General features: G+C 71.3%; 15 protein-coding genes. 1 reads left to right on the top strand and 14 read right to left on the bottom strand.

What is annotated here, in order from left to right:
• Nucleotides 1-4 precede the first annotated feature (4 nt).
• The 10 genes from aroB to rpsD form a co-directional block, all read right to left on the bottom strand.
• Nucleotides 5-1,144 carry a 3-dehydroquinate synthase gene (gene aroB / locus ACFY12_RS06740; protein WP_390714654.1) on the bottom strand — a complete coding sequence of 380 codons (1,140 nt, stop codon included), beginning with the start codon at nucleotides 1,142-1,144 and terminating at the stop codon, nucleotides 5-7.
• Complete coding sequence (locus ACFY12_RS06735) at nucleotides 1,141-1,698, bottom strand: shikimate kinase (RefSeq protein WP_390714653.1); 558 nt, start codon at nucleotides 1,696-1,698, stop codon at nucleotides 1,141-1,143. Before ACFY12_RS06735 ends, aroB begins: the two co-directional genes overlap by 4 nt.
• Nucleotides 1,695-2,879 carry a chorismate synthase gene (gene aroC, locus ACFY12_RS06730; protein WP_390714652.1) on the bottom strand — a complete coding sequence of 395 codons (1,185 nt, stop codon included), beginning with the start codon at nucleotides 2,877-2,879 and terminating at the stop codon, nucleotides 1,695-1,697. The genes ACFY12_RS06735 and aroC overlap by 4 nt, the downstream gene beginning before the upstream one ends.
• Before the next feature lie 166 nt (nucleotides 2,880-3,045).
• Entirely contained in the window at nucleotides 3,046-3,906 is an 861-nt protein-coding gene (locus ACFY12_RS06725; RefSeq protein WP_390714651.1) for a shikimate dehydrogenase, read from the bottom strand.
• A 9-nt stretch (nucleotides 3,907-3,915) separates the two neighbouring features.
• The gene (mltG, locus tag ACFY12_RS06720; RefSeq protein ID WP_390714650.1) at nucleotides 3,916-5,766 is read right to left on the bottom strand and encodes an endolytic transglycosylase MltG; all 1,851 of its coding nucleotides are present in this window, start codon (nucleotides 5,764-5,766) and stop codon (nucleotides 3,916-3,918) included.
• Nucleotides 5,767-5,894: 128 nt separating this feature from the next.
• Complete coding sequence (gene ruvX / locus ACFY12_RS06715; protein ID WP_390715068.1) at nucleotides 5,895-6,359, bottom strand: Holliday junction resolvase RuvX; 465 nt, start codon at nucleotides 6,357-6,359, stop codon at nucleotides 5,895-5,897.
• Between the two features lie 13 nt (nucleotides 6,360-6,372).
• Complete coding sequence (gene alaS / locus ACFY12_RS06710) at nucleotides 6,373-9,042, bottom strand: alanine--tRNA ligase (protein ID WP_390714649.1); 2,670 nt, start codon at nucleotides 9,040-9,042, stop codon at nucleotides 6,373-6,375.
• Nucleotides 9,042-9,404, bottom strand: a complete 363-nt coding sequence (locus ACFY12_RS06705) for a DUF6167 family protein (RefSeq protein ID WP_390714648.1) — start codon at nucleotides 9,402-9,404, stop codon at nucleotides 9,042-9,044. The genes alaS and ACFY12_RS06705 overlap by 1 nt, the downstream gene beginning before the upstream one ends.
• An 8-nt stretch (nucleotides 9,405-9,412) precedes the next feature.
• A complete protein-coding gene (locus tag ACFY12_RS06700) occupies nucleotides 9,413-9,862 on the bottom strand; it encodes a DUF948 domain-containing protein (RefSeq protein ID WP_390714647.1) in 450 nt (149 codons plus the stop codon).
• Between the two features lie 222 nt (nucleotides 9,863-10,084).
• Nucleotides 10,085-10,696 carry a 30S ribosomal protein S4 gene (rpsD, locus tag ACFY12_RS06695; protein WP_390714646.1) on the bottom strand — a complete coding sequence of 204 codons (612 nt, stop codon included), beginning with the start codon at nucleotides 10,694-10,696 and terminating at the stop codon, nucleotides 10,085-10,087.
• Nucleotides 10,697-10,881: 185 nt separating this feature from the next.
• Between rpsD and ACFY12_RS06690 the strand changes: the two genes are divergently transcribed.
• Nucleotides 10,882-11,661, top strand: coding sequence for a DUF2470 domain-containing protein (locus tag ACFY12_RS06690; protein ID WP_390715067.1), 780 nt, complete (start codon nucleotides 10,882-10,884; stop codon nucleotides 11,659-11,661).
• Between the two features lie 82 nt (nucleotides 11,662-11,743).
• Here the strand turns inward: ACFY12_RS06690 and ACFY12_RS06685 are convergent, their stop codons facing one another.
• The 4 genes from ACFY12_RS06685 to ACFY12_RS06670 all read right to left on the bottom strand — a co-directional run bounded on the left by ACFY12_RS06685 (nucleotide 11,744) and on the right by ACFY12_RS06670 (nucleotide 16,149).
• Nucleotides 11,744-13,114, bottom strand: coding sequence for a replication-associated recombination protein A (locus tag ACFY12_RS06685; RefSeq protein ID WP_390714645.1), 1,371 nt, complete (start codon nucleotides 13,112-13,114; stop codon nucleotides 11,744-11,746).
• Between the two features lie 140 nt (nucleotides 13,115-13,254).
• Nucleotides 13,255-13,899: a vitamin K epoxide reductase family protein gene (locus tag ACFY12_RS06680; RefSeq protein ID WP_390714644.1), complete on the bottom strand. Its 645-nt coding sequence runs from the start codon at nucleotides 13,897-13,899 to the stop codon at nucleotides 13,255-13,257.
• A gap of 259 nt (nucleotides 13,900-14,158) precedes the next feature.
• Entirely contained in the window at nucleotides 14,159-15,421 is a 1,263-nt protein-coding gene (gene hisS, locus ACFY12_RS06675) for a histidine--tRNA ligase (RefSeq protein ID WP_390714643.1), read from the bottom strand.
• A 14-nt stretch (nucleotides 15,422-15,435) separates the two neighbouring features.
• Nucleotides 15,436-16,149, bottom strand: coding sequence for an MBL fold metallo-hydrolase (locus tag ACFY12_RS06670; protein ID WP_390714642.1), 714 nt, complete (start codon nucleotides 16,147-16,149; stop codon nucleotides 15,436-15,438).
• Between the last annotated feature and the right edge of the window lie 139 nt (nucleotides 16,150-16,288).

The raw sequence follows: 16,288 nt of genomic DNA, 5'->3' as shown, positions 1-16,288 counted from the left end.
CGGCTCACTCCGCGATCTCCGCGTGGGCGGCCAGCAGCATGGCCGGGTCCGGGCTCTCCAGGACGGTCGGCTTGGCCAGGCCGTCCAGGACGATGAAGCGCAGCCGGTCCCCCCGGGACTTCTTGTCGACCTTCATGGTCTCCAGCAGCTTGGGCCACTGGTCACCGCGGTAGGTCAGCGGCAGCCCGACGGACTCCAGGACGGCGCGGTGCCGGTCGGCGGTGGCATCGTCCAGGCGCCCGGCGATCCGCCCGAGTTCGGCGGCGAAGACCATGCCGACGGAGACCGCCGCGCCGTGCCGCCACTTGTAGCGCTCGTTCTTCTCGATCGCGTGGGCCAGGGTGTGGCCGTAGTTGAGGATCTCCCGCAGACCGGATTCCCTGAGGTCCGCGGACACCACCTCGGCCTTGACCCGGATGGCGCGTTCGATCAGCTCCGCGGTGTGCGGGCCGGCCGGCGTCCGGGCGCCCTCCGGATCGGCCTCGATCAGGTCGAGGATCACCGGGTCGGCGATGAAGCCCGCCTTGATCACCTCGGCGAGGCCGGAGACGTAGTCGTGGACGGGGAGGGAGTCGAGGGCGGCGAGGTCGCACAGGACGCCGGCCGGCGGGTGGAAGGCGCCGACCAGGTTCTTGCCCTCGGCGGTGTTGATGCCGGTCTTGCCGCCGACCGCGGCGTCGACCATGCCGAGCACGGTGGTGGGTACGGCGATCCAGCGGACTCCGCGCAGCCAGGTCGCGGCGACGAAGCCGGCCAGGTCGGTGCTGGCACCGCCGCCGACCCCGACGATCACATCACTGCGGGTGAAGCCCGACTGCCCCAGCGCCTTCCAGCAGTACGCCGCCACCTCGGCGGTCTTGGCCTCCTCGGCGTTCGGCAGCTGGATCGCGATCGCCTCGTAGCCCTGGGAGGCCAGGTCTTCGCGCAGTGCCTCACCGGTGGCGGCCAGCGCCTCCGGGTGCAGCACCGCGATGCGCCCGCCCGTCGCCCGCCACCGCCCCGAGTCGAGGCGCTCCGCGCCGCTGTGACACTCCCCGCCGATCAGGCCGGGCAGCTCCCCGAGCAGCTGCCGCCCGACGAGCACCTCGTACGGGTCGGTGCCCGCCGTACCGCCGACCTGGATACGGGTGACCTGCTCCGTCATGCCTGTTCCTCCCTCTGGGCGGCGCGCGAGGCACCGCCCGCCGCCGGGTGTAGCTCCAGTGCCTCCAGGACCGCCTCGGCGACCTGGGCGGGGGTGCGCTCCCCGGTGGCGATCACCGCGCGCGCCACCTCCGTGTACAGCGGGCGGCGGCGCTCCATCAGGTCGCGCCACTGCTTGCGCGGGTTGACGGCCAGCAGCGGGCGGGGGGCGTCCAGGCCCACCCGCTTGACGGCGTCGGCGAGTTCGACGTCGAGGAAGACCACCGGCAGCCCGGTCAGCAGCTTACGGGTGCCCTCGTCCAGAATCGCCCCGCCGCCGAGCGAGAGCACACCGGGGTGCTCGTCGAGCGCGGCGCGCACCGCCTCGCGCTCCAGCTCCCGGAAGTGCGGCTCGCCCTGGTCGATGAAGATCTCGGCGATCGGCCGGCCGGCCGTGGCGACGACATCGGCGTCGGTGTCCCGGTAGCCGACGCCCAGCCGCTCGGCGAGCAGCGCGCCCACCGTGGACTTGCCGGCCCCGGGCGGGCCGATCAGGACGACGGCCGGGGACCTCACGTGATCGCCAGGTTGTCGAGGAAGCCCTGGACGTTGCGGCGGGTCTCGGCCACGCTGTCGCCGCCGAACTTCTCCAGCACGGCGTCCGCCAGCACCAGCGCCACCATGGCCTCGGCGACGATACCGGCCGCCGGGACCGCGCAGACGTCCGAGCGCTGGTGGTGCGCCTTGGCCGCCTCACCGGTCACGACGTCCACGGTGGCCAGCGCCCGCGGCACCGTCGCGATGGGCTTCATCGCCGCCCGCACCCGCAGCAGTTCACCGGTGCTCAGCCCGCCCTCGGTGCCGCCGGAACGGCCCGAGCTGCGCCGGAGGCCGTCCTTGGTGGCGACGATCTCGTCATGCGCCTGCGAGCCGGGTACCCGGGCCAGGTCGAAGCCGTCACCGACCTCGACGCCCTTGATCGCCTGGATGCCCATCAGGGCGGCGGCCAGGCGGGCGTCCAGACGGCGGTCCCAGTGGACGTGCGAGCCCAGGCCCACCGGTACGCCGTAGGCCAGGACCTCGACCACACCGCCGAGGGTGTCACCGTCCTTGTGCGCCTGGTCGATCTCCGCGACCATCGCCTTCGAGGCGTCCGCGTCCAGACAGCGGACCGGGTCCGCGTCCAGCTTCGCCACGTCGGACGGCGTGGGGTAGACGCCGTACGGCGCCTTGGCCGACGCCAGCTCCACGACATGCGAGACGATCTCGATACCGGCGGTCTCCTTGAGGAAGGAGCGGGCCACCGCGCCCAGCGCGACACGGGCGGCGGTCTCGCGGGCCGAGGCGCGCTCCAGGACCGGGCGGGCCTCGTCGAAGCCGTACTTCTGCATCCCGGCCAGGTCCGCGTGGCCGGGGCGGGGGCGGGTCAGCGGCGCGTTACGGGCCAGCGAGGCCAGCACCTCCTCGTCCACCGGGTCGGCCGCCATGACCTGCTCCCACTTGGGCCACTCGGTGTTGCCGACCATGACCGCCACCGGGGAGCCCAGCGACCGGCCGTGCCGTACGCCGCCCAGGAACGTGACCTCGTCCCGCTCGAACTTCATCCGGGCACCGCGGCCATAGCCCAGGCGGCGGCGGGCCAGCGCGTCCGCCACCAGGTCGGTGGTGATCGGGACGCCGGCCGGGAGGCCCTCCAGCGTCGCCACGAGTGCGGGGCCGTGCGACTCCCCCGCCGTCAGCCAGCGCAACCTGCTCAACGGTGCTCCTCAGTACTGCTCATCCGCGTACGGTCTCCCTCTGATCCTCCCACGTCACGCGGGCCGGCCGACGCCCCGTCCGCGGAGCGGACCACCGTGCCCGCCCCTCGGATCGGCGGGCGCCGGAGCGCCACCCTGCGACGACGCCACCTCAGCGGCGGACACCTCAGCGGCCGGCCAGCGCCGCCTCTCCGGCCGCACGCATCGCCGCCAGCGGCGCCGACGCGCAAGCGGTCATCTGCTCCACCTGAAGGACGGCCTGGTGGACCAGCAGGTCGAGGCCGCCGACCACCGCGCCGCCGCGGGCGGCCCAGGCGGTGGCCAGCGCCGTCGGCCAGGGCTCGTAGAGGACGTCGAAGAGGGTGCCGGGCCGGCCGGGGACCGCGGCGGCGAGCGCGTCGGTGGTGCCGGCCGGGGTGGTGGCGATGGTCAGCGGCGCCGTGAAGGCCTCGGCGGCGTCCGTCCAGGGGGCGGTACGGACGGTCACGCCGAGCCGCTCCCCCCAGCCGCGCATCTCGGCGGCCCGGGCGTCGCTGCGGACGTACGCGGTGACCTCGCCGGCGCAGACGCGGGAGAGCGCGGCGAGCGCCGAGGAGGCGGTGGCGCCGGCGCCCAGGATCGACGCCCGCTCGACGCGGTGCACCCCGCGCTCGCGCAGCGCGGCGAGCATGCCGGGGATGTCGGTGTTGTCGCCGAGGCGGCGCCCGTCGGCCGTGAACACGACGGTGTTCACCGCCTCGACCGCGGACGCGGTGGGGGTGATCTCGTCGAGCAGCGGGATCACCGCGCGCTTGAGCGGCATGGTCAGGGAGAGCCCCGCCCATTCGGGGCCGAGCTTCTCCACGAAGCCGGGCAGGGCCGCCTCATCGACCTCGAAGCGGTCGTACGTCCAGTCCGTCAGCCCGAGTTCGGCGTATGCGGCGCGGTGCAGGACCGGGGAGAGGGAGTGGGCGATGGGGGACCCCAGGACCGCCGCCCTCCGGTGCGCCGGCTTCCGGTCCGCCGGTACCGCCTTGCTGTCCGTCACGGCTGGTTCTCAATTCCCGTTCTGTGGGTGTTCCCGCTGCCACTTCTTGCGTGCCTCGACGAGCTTGTTGTGCTCGGTGAGGTCGGTGGCGAATTCCGTCTTCTTGTCGTCTATGGAGACGAAGTAGAGCCACCGCTTCGTGGTGTCCGGGGCGACCGTCGCCTTCAGCGCTTCGATGCCCGGGTTGCCGATCGGGCCGGGCGGCAGACCCCGGTAGAAGTACGTGTTGTACGGGTCGTCGTAGTTGTTGATCTCCTTGAGGGAGATATCGATCTTGCTCTGGTTCTTCAGGTAGTTGTACGTCGAGTCGAACTGGAGCTTCTGGTTGGTGTCGGTATTGGCCGGGGCGAGCCGGTTGTAGACGACCGCGGCCATCTTCCGGAAGTCGTCGTGGGTCATGCCTTCGGCCTGGGTGAGGCTGGCAACGGTGATGACCTCCAGCGGGGACTTCAGACCGAATTTCCGCGCGGCCGCTTCGAGGTCGTAACCCGAGTACGCCTTGGTGGCCCGGCCCACCATCTGCTTGAGGACGTCCGCCGGCTTCACATGGCCGCCGACGCTGTAGGTCGACGGGAAGAGGAAGCCTTCCAACGGGTCTTTGATCTTCGGGGAGTTGTTCGCCCAGGACGGCAGTCCGAGGTTTTTCACCTCGTTCTTGGCGACGTCCTTGGTGGTGCCCGGCTTGAGCTTGAGCTTTTTGTCGATGAGCTCGTAGACCGCGCCGGCCCGCAGCCCCTCGCGAATCGTGAGGCCGTTACGGCTCTTGGGGTCCAGCATCAGCTCGATGGCCGCGGCCGCCGACATGCTCTTGCGCAGGGAATACGTGCCGGGCTGAAGGGCCGTCGCCTTCTTCTCCTCGGCCGCCTCGGTGAAGGCACCGGCGCTCTTGATGACGCCCTTCTCCGCGAGGATCTGCCCCATTTTCACGACCGGCGAACCGTCCGGAATCTCGACCTGGACATCGCCGGACCCCTCTCCCTCGTAATCGGGCGCCGATCCGAAGCGGGCCTTGAGGAAGTCGTAGCCGAAATAGCCGACGGCGCCGACCGTACCGGCGAGGAGCAGCGTCACGATGAGACAGGCGGTACCGCTGCGTCGTTTCTTCTTGCCGGCCTTCTTGCCGGTCTTCTTCCCGACCGTGCCGTCTTCGCGGTCCTCTTCGTGGTCCTTGCCGTTCCGTTTGCCGCGCCGTTCGCGCGGATCGTCCTCGGGGCGGCCGCCCTCGTCATCGTCGGCGAAGAACGAGTGCTCCGGCCCCGGCTCGCGCGGGCGCTCGGGATCCCGCGGGCGCTCCGGCCCGTCCCGCCAGTCGTCCCCTACGTCCTGGTGGTGCGGTGGCGGTGGTGGTGGTGCGGGCTGCTCGTACTGCTGCGGCGGGTACGGCTGCTCGTGCCGCGGGTACGGCGGCATCTGCTGCGGCACCTGCGGTACGTGCTGCTGCGGCTGCTGCTGGTACGGGTCCTGGTGGCCGTGACCGTAGTAGTCCTGGCCTGTGTAGTCCTGGCCGGCGTAGCCCTGGCCCATGTAGTCCTGGCCGGTGCCGGCGTACGGATCGGCCGGAGCCGGCCGGCCGTAGGTGTCGTAAGGGTCGTACGGCAGCTGCCCGCCGTGCGGCGGGTGCCCTCCCGGTGCGCCGGGCCCGCCCTGCACGGGCGGCCCGGCCTGGGAACCGTCCCAGCCGCCGCCCTCGTGGTACTGCTGCTGCGGGTGCTGCTGGGGACCGCGGTACTGCTGTGGGACGGACTGCTGCCCGCCCCACTGAGGCTGCTGCGCCTGGCCTCCGTAGGACCCCTGGTCTCCGTAGAGCGGGTCGTCGGGATGCCACGGTTCGGAGCCATAGCCCCGGCCATACTCGGTCATCGATCCCCTAGAGCCGAGAGACGGTGCGCTCCGTTCCGGCAGCGCGCTTGCTGTACCGATCCGCCTCTACTTGCACGCGCGGCTGTTCGAACCGCCGCCGCATCGCGCGGCACGTTACCGTATCGCGATCAGATGACCACTTCGACGCTCTCGCCCGGAGGCTCCCCGGAGACGCGCTCGGTCTCCAGCGCGCTCTGCAGAATGACCACCGCGGCGGCCTGGTCGACCACCGAACGGCCCTTCTTGCTGCGCACTCCGGAGGCCCGCAGGCCCTGGGTCGCGGTGACCGTCGACATCCGCTCGTCGACCAGCCGGACCCCTACGGGTGAGATGTTCCTCGCCAACTCCTGGGCGAAGGCCCGGACCTTGGCCGCGGCCGGCCCCTCTCCCCCACTGAGGGAGCGGGGCAGGCCGACCACGACTTCGAGCGGCTCGTACTCCTCGACGATCGCCTTGAGCCGGCGGTGAGCCGCCGGGACGTCACGTCCCGGGACGGTCTCGACGGGGGTGGCGAGGACCCCGTCGGGGTCGCACGAGGCGACCCCGATCCGGGCGTCCCCGACATCCACCGCGATGCGCCGGCCGCGTCGCATGTCGCTCACCGCGTCAGACCGCCTCGGCCACCAGGCGCTCGACGGCCTCGATGGCCTCGGGCACCGCGGCGGGGTTCTGGCCGCCGCCCTGGGCGACGTCCGGCTTGCCGCCGCCACCACCGCCGAGCGTCTTGGCGGCCGTGCGGACCAGGTCACCGGCCTTGATACCGCGCTCGCGGGCGGCCTCGTTGGTGGCGATGACCGTCACCGGGCGGCCGTTGGCGACCGAGAAGAGCGCCACCACGGCGGGGCGGCCGCCCTGGATCCGGCCGCGGACGTCGAGGACGAGCTTGCGCAGGTCGTCGGCGGAGGTGCCGTCCGGGACCTGGCCGGAGGCCAGCGCCACCCCGCGGACGTCCTTGGCACCCTCGGCCAGCCCGGCGGCGGCCTGGAGCACCTTCTCGGCGCGGAACTTCTCGATCTCCTTCTCGGCGTCCTTCAGCTTGCCGAGCATCGCGGAGACCTTCTCGGGCAGCTCCTCCGGGCGGCCCTTGAGCAGCTCCTGGAGCTGGGCGACGACCGTGTGCTCCTTGGCGAGGAAGCCGTACGCGTCGACGCCGACCAGGGCCTCGATACGGCGCACGCCCGAGCCGATGGAGGACTCGCCGAGCAGCTTCACCAGGCCCAGCTGGGCGGTGTTGTGGACGTGCGTACCACCGCAGAGCTCCTTGGAGAAGTCGCCGATGGTGACGACGCGCACCCGGTCGCCGTACTTCTCGCCGAACTCGGCGATGGCGCCCTGCTTCTTGGCCTCGTCGAGGCTCATGACCTCGGCCTGGACGTCCAGGTCGCGGGCGAGCACCTCGTTGATCTTCTGCTCGACGTCGGTCATGACCGTCTGCGGTACGGCGGACGGGGAGCCGAAGTCGAAGCGGAAGCGGCCGGGCTGGTTCTCCGAACCGGCCTGGGCGGCGGTCGGGCCGAGGGCGTCGCGCAGCGCCTGGTGGGTGAGGTGGGTGGCCGAGTGGGCGCGGGCGATGGCCTTGCGGCGGCGCACGTCGATCGAGGCGTGCGCGGCGGCGCCCACGGTGACCTCGCCGACCTGGACGACGCCCTTGTGCACGTACACACCCGGGACCGGCTTCTGGCAGTCGCGGATCTCGACGACGGCGCCGGAGTCCAGCCGGATCCGGCCGGTGTCGCCGATCTGGCCGCCGCCCTCGGCGTAGAACGGGGTGCGGTCGAGGACGATCTCGACCTCGTCGCCCTCGGAGGCGGCGGGCGAGGACACGCCGTCGACGAGGATGCCCACGATGCGGGACTCGCCCTCCGTCCGGGCATAGCCGATGAAGTCGGTCTCGCCGGAGGCGTCGGCGATCTCGCGGTAGGCGCCGAGGTCGGCGTGGCCGCTCTTCTTGGCCTGGGCGTCGGCCTTGGCGCGCTCGCGCTGCTCCGTCATCAGGCGGCGGAAGCCCGACTCGTCCACCGACAGGCCCTGTTCGGCGGCCATTTCGAGGGTGAGGTCGATCGGGAAGCCCCAGGTGTCGTGGAGCAGGAAGGCCTTGTCGCCGGCGAGGACGGTGCCGCCGGCGGCCTTGGTCTCGGTGACCGCGGTGTCGAGGATGTTGGTGCCGGCCTTGAGCGTCTTGAGGAAGGCGGCCTCCTCGGCGAGGGCGACCGTCTCGATGCGGCTGCGGTCCGCCAGCAGTTCGGGGTACTGCTGGCCCATGGTCCTGATGACCACGTCGAGCAGCTCGCCGACGACCGGGCCGGTGGCGCCGAGCAGCCGCATGTTGCGGATGGCGCGGCGCATGATGCGGCGCAGGACGTAGCCGCGGCCCTCGTTGCCGGGGGTGACGCCGTCGCCGATGAGCATCGTGGACGTACGGAGGTGGTCGGCGACCACGCGCAGCGAGACGTCGGAGCCGTCGGCGGCGCCGTAGCGGACGCCGGTGAGCTCGGTGGCCTTGTCGATGACGACGCGGAGGGTGTCCGTCTCGTACATGTTGCGGACGCCCTGGAGGATCATCGCCAGGCGTTCCAGGCCGAGGCCGGTGTCGATGTTCTTGCTGGGCAGCTCGCCGAGGATCTCGAAGTCCTCCTTGCCGATGCCCGCGCCGCGCTCGTACTGCATGAAGACCAGGTTCCAGATCTCCACGTACCGCTCGTCGTTGACGGCCGGGCCGCCTTCGATGCCGAACTCGGGGCCGCGGTCGTAGTTGATCTCGGAGCACGGGCCGCAGGGGCCCGGGACGCCCATGGACCAGTAGTTCTCCTTCTTGCCCAGGCGCTGGATGCGCTCCTTGGGCACCCCGACGACCTCGTGCCAGATGCGCTCGGCCTCGTCGTCCTCGAGGTAGACGGTGATCCAGAGCTTCTCCGGGTCGAGGCCGTAGCCGCCGTCGTCCTGCGAGCTGGTCAGCAGCTCCCAGGCGTGCTTGATGGCGCCTTCCTTGAAGTAGTCGCCGAAGGAGAAGTTGCCGCACATCTGGAAGAACGTGCCGTGCCGGGTGGTCTTGCCGACCTCTTCGATGTCCGGCGTACGGACGCACTTCTGGACGCTGGTGGCCGTCTTGTAGGGCGGCTTGACCTCGCCGAGGAAGTACGGCTTGAAGGGGACCATGCCCGCGTTGACGAGCAGCAGCGTCGGGTCGTCCGCGATGAGCGACGCCGACGGCACGACGGTGTGCCCGCGCTCCTCGAAGAAGCGCAGCCAGCGGCGGCGGATTTCAGCCGACTCCATCAGTGGTCCTCTTTTCCAGTCGGTCCGGTGGGACCGTTCGATCCGGTCAGACCGTTCGGTCCGGTGCTTCTCGTGGTTCGGTACTGCGGTTCGAGCGCCGCGCGGCGCGGTGCGGGCAGCCGGCGCACCTCATCGGGGGCACCGAGCCCGAGGGCATCGTGCAGCTGCTCTTCACGGTCCGCCATTCCGGTCCGTACGTCCAATGAAAATTGGCGCAGCCGGTGTCCGGTCTCGACGGCCTTCTCCACCGCCTGGGCGGCGAGGCTGTCGGGCTGCAGCTTGCGCAGCTTTCGGTGGACCTTGTTGGTGGCCCACACCCCGGCGGCGGCGCCGGTGGTGAACCAGAATGCGCGGCGGAACATCGCGGTGATCAGTCCTTGGAGCGGCGGTTGCGGCGCCCGCCGCGGCGGGCGCCGGGCAGGGTACGGCCGACGACGACGGTGCGCTCCGCGCGCCCGGCGGCAGGGGCTGCTTCGCCCTTCCTGCCGATCGCGCGGCGTACGCCGTAGCCGAACGCGGCCACCTTGACCAGCGGTCCGCCGAAGGCGGAGGAGACGGTCGAGGAGAGCGCGGAGGCGTTGGCGGTGACCTCCTGCACATCGGCGGCGATGGCGTCGACGCGGGCGAGCTGGGTGTGCGCGGAGCGGACCGTCGCGGAGGCGTCGGCGAGCAACGGCACGGCCTGCTCGGACACCTCGGCCACCAGCTTCGTGGTCGCCTTCAGTGTCTGCGCGAGCCTCACCAGCACAAGGGCGAGGAACGACACGAGGATCGCCCAGAAGACGGCCACGAGGATCCCGGCCACCTCTCCACCGGACACGATGGCACCTACTCCTCGATTGGTCCGACTGCTGCTCTGATCTGGTCTCGTCCTGCTCGAACGGCAGCCTCGACCTTATCGCGCCGTGACTGTCCGTCCGTACCCCGTTCCCCGTGACGCGGGCGGATCGCGCCGCCCGCCAACGAGCGAGCCCGCCGGCTCCCCCTCCGCGAGCGGTGGGGAGACGGCGGGCCTGGTGCGGTGCTGCGCCTGCGGTGGTGCTTAGCGGGCGTAGTACTCGACGACGAGCTGCTCGTCGCAGATCACGGGGATCTCCTTGCGGTTCGGGTCCCGGTCGAGGCGGAACGCCAGAGCCTGCAGGTTGACCTCCAGGTAGCGCGGGGTCTCGCCGTCGAGGGCGTAGCCGCCCTCACGCGCAACCTGGAAGGGGTGCTTCTCGCGGCTGCGCTCGCGGACCATCACCACGTCGCCGGGGCGGACGCGGAAGGACGGCTTGTCGACCTTGCGGTCGTTGACCGCGATGTGGCCGTGGACGACCATCTGGCGGGCCTGGTAGATGGTGCGGGCGATGCCCGACCGCAGGACGAGCGCGTCCAGACGGCGCTCAAGCTCGACGATGAGGGCCTCGCCCGTCTTGCCTTCGACCTTCCGAGCGCGGTCGTAGGCACGGGCCATCTGGCGCTCGCTGATGTCGTACTGAGCGCGCAGACGCTGCTTCTCCAGCAGACGGACCTTGTAGTCACTGTTCTGCTTGCGGCCACGGCCGTGCTCGCCGGGCGGGTAGGGGCGGGCCTCGAAGTACTTGACGGCCTTGGGGGTGAGCGCGATGCCGAGCGCTCGGGACTTCTTGACCTTGGGGCGCGACTGGTTCACGTGGAACGTTCCTCCATGTAAGTTAGGTGAGGCTTACCTTAGCGCGAGGAGAACGCATGTTTCGACCTGGGATCCCCCTGCCCGGTGCTGGTCAGAGCACCGAAGCGGGTCAGCCGCGTCCCAAGGAAAACGCCCAGCAGCCAAGTGCCGCCGAGCGCGTACGAACCCTCGTCGAGTCCCATGGTATGGCGTCCCTGAACCTGCCCGGTGTCGAGGACCCCGACGAGACCGGGCTCTCGGCACCCGTCTGCCGGACCGTAACACCCGAGGGAGACGTGCTGTTGCTGGTTCCTGGGGACTCCGCGGCCGCTCGGGCGGCCGCCTACGCCCAGGACGACGACCTCACCGCAGTGATGGAAATCACGGACGTCGCGCCGGTTTCGGTGCCCCATCGCATCCGCGGACGGGCCTGGGTGGCCGGCTGGCTGACCCCCGTACGCAACGAGCAGCGCGCCCGGGCGGCGATGCTGCTCGCCGAGCGGCACCCCGTGGGCGAGCTGCTCGGCATCGGTGAGGCGCTGCGGCCGGAGCCGGGCAGCACCGGCCCGTGCGGGCGGGCCGCCTGGATGATGCTGCGCCTGGAGGTCGGCGAGGGCGCGGTGGACGACCTGTGGGGCGCCGAGGCCGTCGAGCCGGACGCCTTCGCCGCCGCGGCCCCCGACCCACTGGTGGCGCACGAGGCGGAGCTCCTCCAGCATCTGGACGCGGCGCACAGCGAGCAGGTGCGCGGCCTGTGTGCCCTGCTGGGCGAGCGCGGGCGGCTCTGCGGGCTGCGCGACCGCGCCGTGCCGGTGGCCCTGGACCGCTTCGGCCTGCGCGTGCGCTTCGTCCCGGGGTCCGGGGAGCGTGCCCCGGGCGACCGCGGGCAGACCTTCGACGCCCGCTTCGACTTCCCCGAGCCCGTCCGGGACGTGGCGGAGCTGCGGCGGGCGATGCATGTGCTCTTCGAGGCGGCGGAGGGGTAGGGCACTGCTGACGGCCTGACGGCCGCGGATATCCGTCAGAAGTGCCCTGTCCGCCCCGGCAGAAGTGCCCTGTCCGCCCCGGCTACTCCGCGGCGGCCTCGCCGGAGGCGTCGCGCAGCCGGGCGCGCACCCGCTCGACGACATCGGCGTACCGCGCCTCGGCGCCGTAGCGGGTGGGGGTGTAGTACTGCTTGCCGTGCAGCGCGTCCGGGGCGTACTGCTGGGCCGCGATACCGCCGGGCAGATCGTGCGGATACAGATAGCCCTGGGCGTGGCCGAGCTTCTTGGCGCCCTGGTAGTGGCCGTCCCGCAGATGCGGCGGGACCGGGCCGGCGAGCCCCTTGCGGACGTCCTCCAGCGCCGCGCCGATGGCCGTGGTGGCGGAGTTGGACTTGGGCGCGAGGGCCAGCGCGATGGTGGCGTGGCTGAGGGTGAGGGCCGCCTCCGGGAAGCCGATCAGCGCGACGGCCTGGGCAGCCGCCACCGCCGTCGGCAGGGCGGTGGGATCGGCCAGGCCGATGTCCTCGCTCGCCGAGATCATCAGCCGGCGGGCGATGAACCGCGGGTCCTCCCCCGCCTCGATCATGCGCGCGAGGTAGTGCAGCGCGGCATCGACGTCCGAGCCGCGGATGGACTTGATCAGCGCGCTGGCCACGTCGTAGTGCTGGTCGCCGCTGCGGTCGTACGTGACCGCGGCCCGGTCGACGGACTCCTCCAGCGTCGCGAGGGTGATCTCCTCCTCGCCCTTGGCTATCGCCGACCCGGCCCCGGCCTCCAGAGCCGTCAGCGCGCGCCGGGCGTCACCGCCGGCGATCCGGAGCAGATGCGCCTCGGTGTCCTCGGGGAGGGACACCGCCCCCGCCAGCCCGCGGGCGTCCGTGAGCGCGCGGCGCAGCAGGCCGCGCAGGTCGTCGTCCGTGAGCGGTTCGAGGGTCAGCAGCAGCGAGCGGGAGAGCAGCGGGGAGATCACCGAGAAGTACGGATTCTCGGTCGTCGCGGCGATCAGGGTGACCCAGCGGTTCTCCACGGCGGGCAGCAGGGAGTCCTGCTGCGCCTTGCTGAAGCGGTGGATCTCGTCGAGGAAGAGGACGGTCTCCTTGCCGAAGCCGCCGGAGGCCCGCCGGGCGCCGTCGATGACCGCGCGGACCTCCTTGACCCCGGCGGTGATCGCGGAGAGCTCGACGAAGCGCTTGTTGGTCGCCTGGCTGACGACGTACGCGAGGGTCGTCTTGCCGATGCCGGGCGGCCCCCACAGGAACACCGAGGACGGCCCCGCCGGGCCGCCGCTGCCCTCCCCCACCAGCCGCCGCAGCGGCGAACCGGGCTTGAGCAGATGCTGCTGGCCCACGACTTCGTCGAGGGTGCGCGGACGCATCCGCACGGCGAGCGGGGACCCGGCGGGGTCCTTCTCCTGGCGGTCTTCGGCGGCGGCGGTGAACAGGTCGGGTTCCACGATCACGAGCCTATGCCACCCCACTGACAACGCCCCCGGCCACGGCGGTGACCAGGGGCGTCAGTCAGGAAGGAGGCCTGAGGAATCCGGGCGCCGGGGCAGGCGCCGTACTTCCGGGCACGTACTTCCGGGCACGGGTCCTAGAGCAGCGTGCTCCAGTACGTCGACCACCACCGGGTGAGGATCAGCAGCGCGATCACGCCGTACCAGATCACCGGCACGACCCAGTGGAACTCCAGGACGGCCTTCCGCAGACCCGCGGGGGCCGGGATGATGCCGTGCTTGATGTTGTGCACGGTGGTGTACCAGAACATCAGGATCGTGACGCACCAGGTCAGCGTGCACCACAGGCAGAGCGCGTTGATGCTGTACAGCGACTGGCTCATCAGCCACATGCAGAACACCGAGGCGAGGCCGGTGCCGATGTTCAGCCCGATCCAGTACCAGCCGCGGAAGCGGGCGCCCGCCAGCAGGGCCATTCCGATCGCGATGACCACGCCGAAGCCGACCAGCCCCGCCATCGGGTTGGGGAAGCCGAAGACCTCCGCCTGCTCGCTCTGCATGACGCTGCCGCAGGAGATGATCGGGTTGAAGCTGCAGGCCGGCTTGAAGTTCGGGTCCTTCAGCAGCTCGAATTTGTCCAGCGTGATGATCCAGGCCGCCAGCGCGCCGAGCGCGCCCGTGATCACCAGGAGCAACGCGAAGCCGCGGCCCGCACCGATGGTGCCCGCGCCGTTCGCCTGGTCGTCATCGAGAGAGACGTCGTCAACCGCTGTCGTCGTCATGGGCCGTTCCGTCGGTCGGTGGGAGATGAGGCCGGGCGCGCCCGCGGGGTGGCGAGCGCGCCCTTCATTGTGCCCCAATTCGACAACGACCCTCTGTTCGCTGCGCATAAAGAGGCGGCAGTCGAACGGGGTGAATCCGCAGGCGGACGCTTGACGGCGCCACCGCCGGGGACGCCGTCGTACAGCCTCGGCCCGGGCGGTACGAGCCCCCGGCCCTGCGAGCCCCGGGGTACGGGCCCCGGGCCTCGTACGGGCCTCCTCAGCCCAGCCGGCGCCGGACCTCGTCGGCCACCGCGTCCACCGCGACCGGGGTCTGCTCGCCGCTCTCCAGATCCTTCACCTGGACGACGCCCTCGGCCAGGTCCCGCTCACCGGCCACGACGGCCAGCCGCGCACCGGAGCGGTTGGCGGACTTCATGGCGTTCTTCAGCCCCTTGCCGCCGTACGCGAAGTCGGTGGCGACACCGGACCGGCGCAGCTCGGTGACCACGCCGAACAGCACCCGGCGGGCCTCCTCGCCGAGCGGGACCGCGTACACGGCGGTGGTGGGCGGGAGGTCGAGCGTGATGCCCTCCGCCTCCAGCGCCAGCACCGTGCGGTCGACGCCCAGCGCCCAGCCGACGGACGGCAGCGCGGGGCCGCCGATCATCTCCGACAGGCCGTCGTAGCGGCCGCCGCCGCCCACCGCGGACTGCGAGCCGAGACCGTCGTGGACGAACTCGAAGGTGGTGCGGGTGTAGTAGTCCAGGCCGCGGACCAGCTTCACATCGTCCTCGAAGGCCACGCCCGCCGCGGACAGCAGCTCGCGCACCTGCTCGTGGTACGCCTTGCAGGCCTCGCACAGGTAGTCGCGCAGCATCGGCGCCCCGATGAGCTGCTCCTGGACCGACTCGCGCTTGTCGTCCAGGACCCGCAGCGGGTTGATCTCGATCCGGCGGCGGGTGTCCTCGTCCAGCTCCAGCCCGCGCAGGAAGTCCTGCAGCGCGGCCCGGTAGACGGGGCGGCACTCCTTGTCGCCCAGGGAGTTCAGCAGGATGCGGAAGTCGCTGAGCCCCAGCGAGCGGTAGGCCTGGTCGGCCAGGATGATCAGCTCGGCGTCCAGCGCCGGGTCCTCGGCGCCGATGGCCTCGGCGCCCACCTGGGAGAAGTGGCGGTAGCGGCCCTTCTGCGGACGCTCGTAACGGTAGTACGAGCCGGAGTACCAGAGCTTGACCGGGAGGTTGCCGGCCTTGTGGAGGTTGGCCTCCAGTGCGGCGCGCAGGACGGACGCGGTGCCCTCGGGGCGCAGCGCGAGCTGGTCGCCGCCCTTGGTCTCGAAGGCGTACATCTCCTTGGTCACGATGTCGGTGGACTCACCGACACCGCGCGCGAACAGCTCGACGTTCTCGAAGCCGGGCGTCTCGATGTAGCCGTAGCCGGAGTTCTTCAGCGGCGCGGCGATCGCCTCGCGCACCGCGAGGTAGGTGGCCGACTGCGGCGGGATCAGGTCGTACGTGCCCTTGGGGGCCTTGAAGGTGCTCACGGAAAGCCTTCTCGTCACATTCCTCGTCGTGGAGCGGCGGTGAAGCCGTCTCCGAGGCCGGACGCCACCTCACGCAGGAAGGGGTTGGTGGCGCGCTCGCGGCCGATGGTGGTCTGGGGGCCGTGGCCGGAGAGGACCACGGTCGAGTCGTCCAGGGGGAGGCATACGCGCTCCAGCGACCGGAGGATCTCGGCGTGGTCACCGCCCGGCAGGTCGGTGCGTCCGATGGAGCCGGCGAACAGCAGGTCGCCCGAGAAGAAGACCGGCGGAATGTCCGCCTGCTCGGGCATCCTGAACGTCACCGACCCCTTGGTATGGCCCGGTGCGTGCGCGACGGAGAACTCCATCCCGGCGAGCTCCAGGGCGGTGCCGTCGCTCAGCTCCTTGACGTCGTCCGGCTCCCCCACCGTCAGTTCGCCCATGAGCTGCTGACCGATGGAGCGGCCGAGGGCCTTCTCCGGGTCGCTCATCATGTAGCGGTCCTCGGGGTGGATCCAGGCCGGGACGTCGTGTGCGCCGCACACCGGCACGACCGAGGCGACATGGTCGATATGACCATGCGTGAGAACGACGGCGACGGGCTTGAGCCGATGCTTCCTGACCGCGTCCTCGACTCCTTGGGCCGCCTGGTGGCCCGGGTCGATGATGACGCACTCCTCGCCGGCGGCGGGGGCAACCAGGTAGCAGTTGGTGCCCCAGGCCCCGGCGGGGAACCCGGCAATCAGCACGTTCGTCCTTAAAGGTCGGTGTGGAGGGTCGGTCCGCGGGACCGCTCCCGGACATCTCGGCAGCTCCAGAGCCTACCGGCGGGACTCCCGGCAGGGCGAACCCGTATGGCCGCCCGTAGGGCGAACCCGTATACGGTAC

This window comes from Streptomyces sp. NPDC001339 (assembly GCF_042895955.1).
In the GTDB taxonomy this organism is placed as follows: domain Bacteria; phylum Actinomycetota; class Actinomycetes; order Streptomycetales; family Streptomycetaceae; genus Streptomyces.
The sequence above is the reverse complement of the archived record's forward strand: the minus strand, read 5'-3'. Positions and strand labels throughout refer to the sequence as shown.

Coding starts and splice junctions, on each gene's coding strand:
- alaS (WP_390714649.1), bottom strand. CDS start 9,042: ATGGAGTCGGCTGAAATCCGCCGCCGCTGGCTGCGCTTCTTCGAGGAG.
- ACFY12_RS06680 (WP_390714644.1), bottom strand. CDS start 13,899: ATGACGACGACAGCGGTTGACGACGTCTCTCTCGATGACGACCAGGCG.
- mltG (WP_390714650.1), bottom strand. CDS start 5,766: ATGACCGAGTATGGCCGGGGCTATGGCTCCGAACCGTGGCATCCCGAC.
- aroB (WP_390714654.1), bottom strand. CDS start 1,144: ATGACGGAGCAGGTCACCCGTATCCAGGTCGGCGGTACGGCGGGCACC.
- ACFY12_RS06690 (WP_390715067.1), top strand. CDS start 10,882: ATGGCGTCCCTGAACCTGCCCGGTGTCGAGGACCCCGACGAGACCGGG.
- ACFY12_RS06705 (WP_390714648.1), bottom strand. CDS start 9,404: ATGTTCCGCCGCGCATTCTGGTTCACCACCGGCGCCGCCGCCGGGGTG.
- ruvX (WP_390715068.1), bottom strand. CDS start 6,359: ATGCGACGCGGCCGGCGCATCGCGGTGGATGTCGGGGACGCCCGGATC.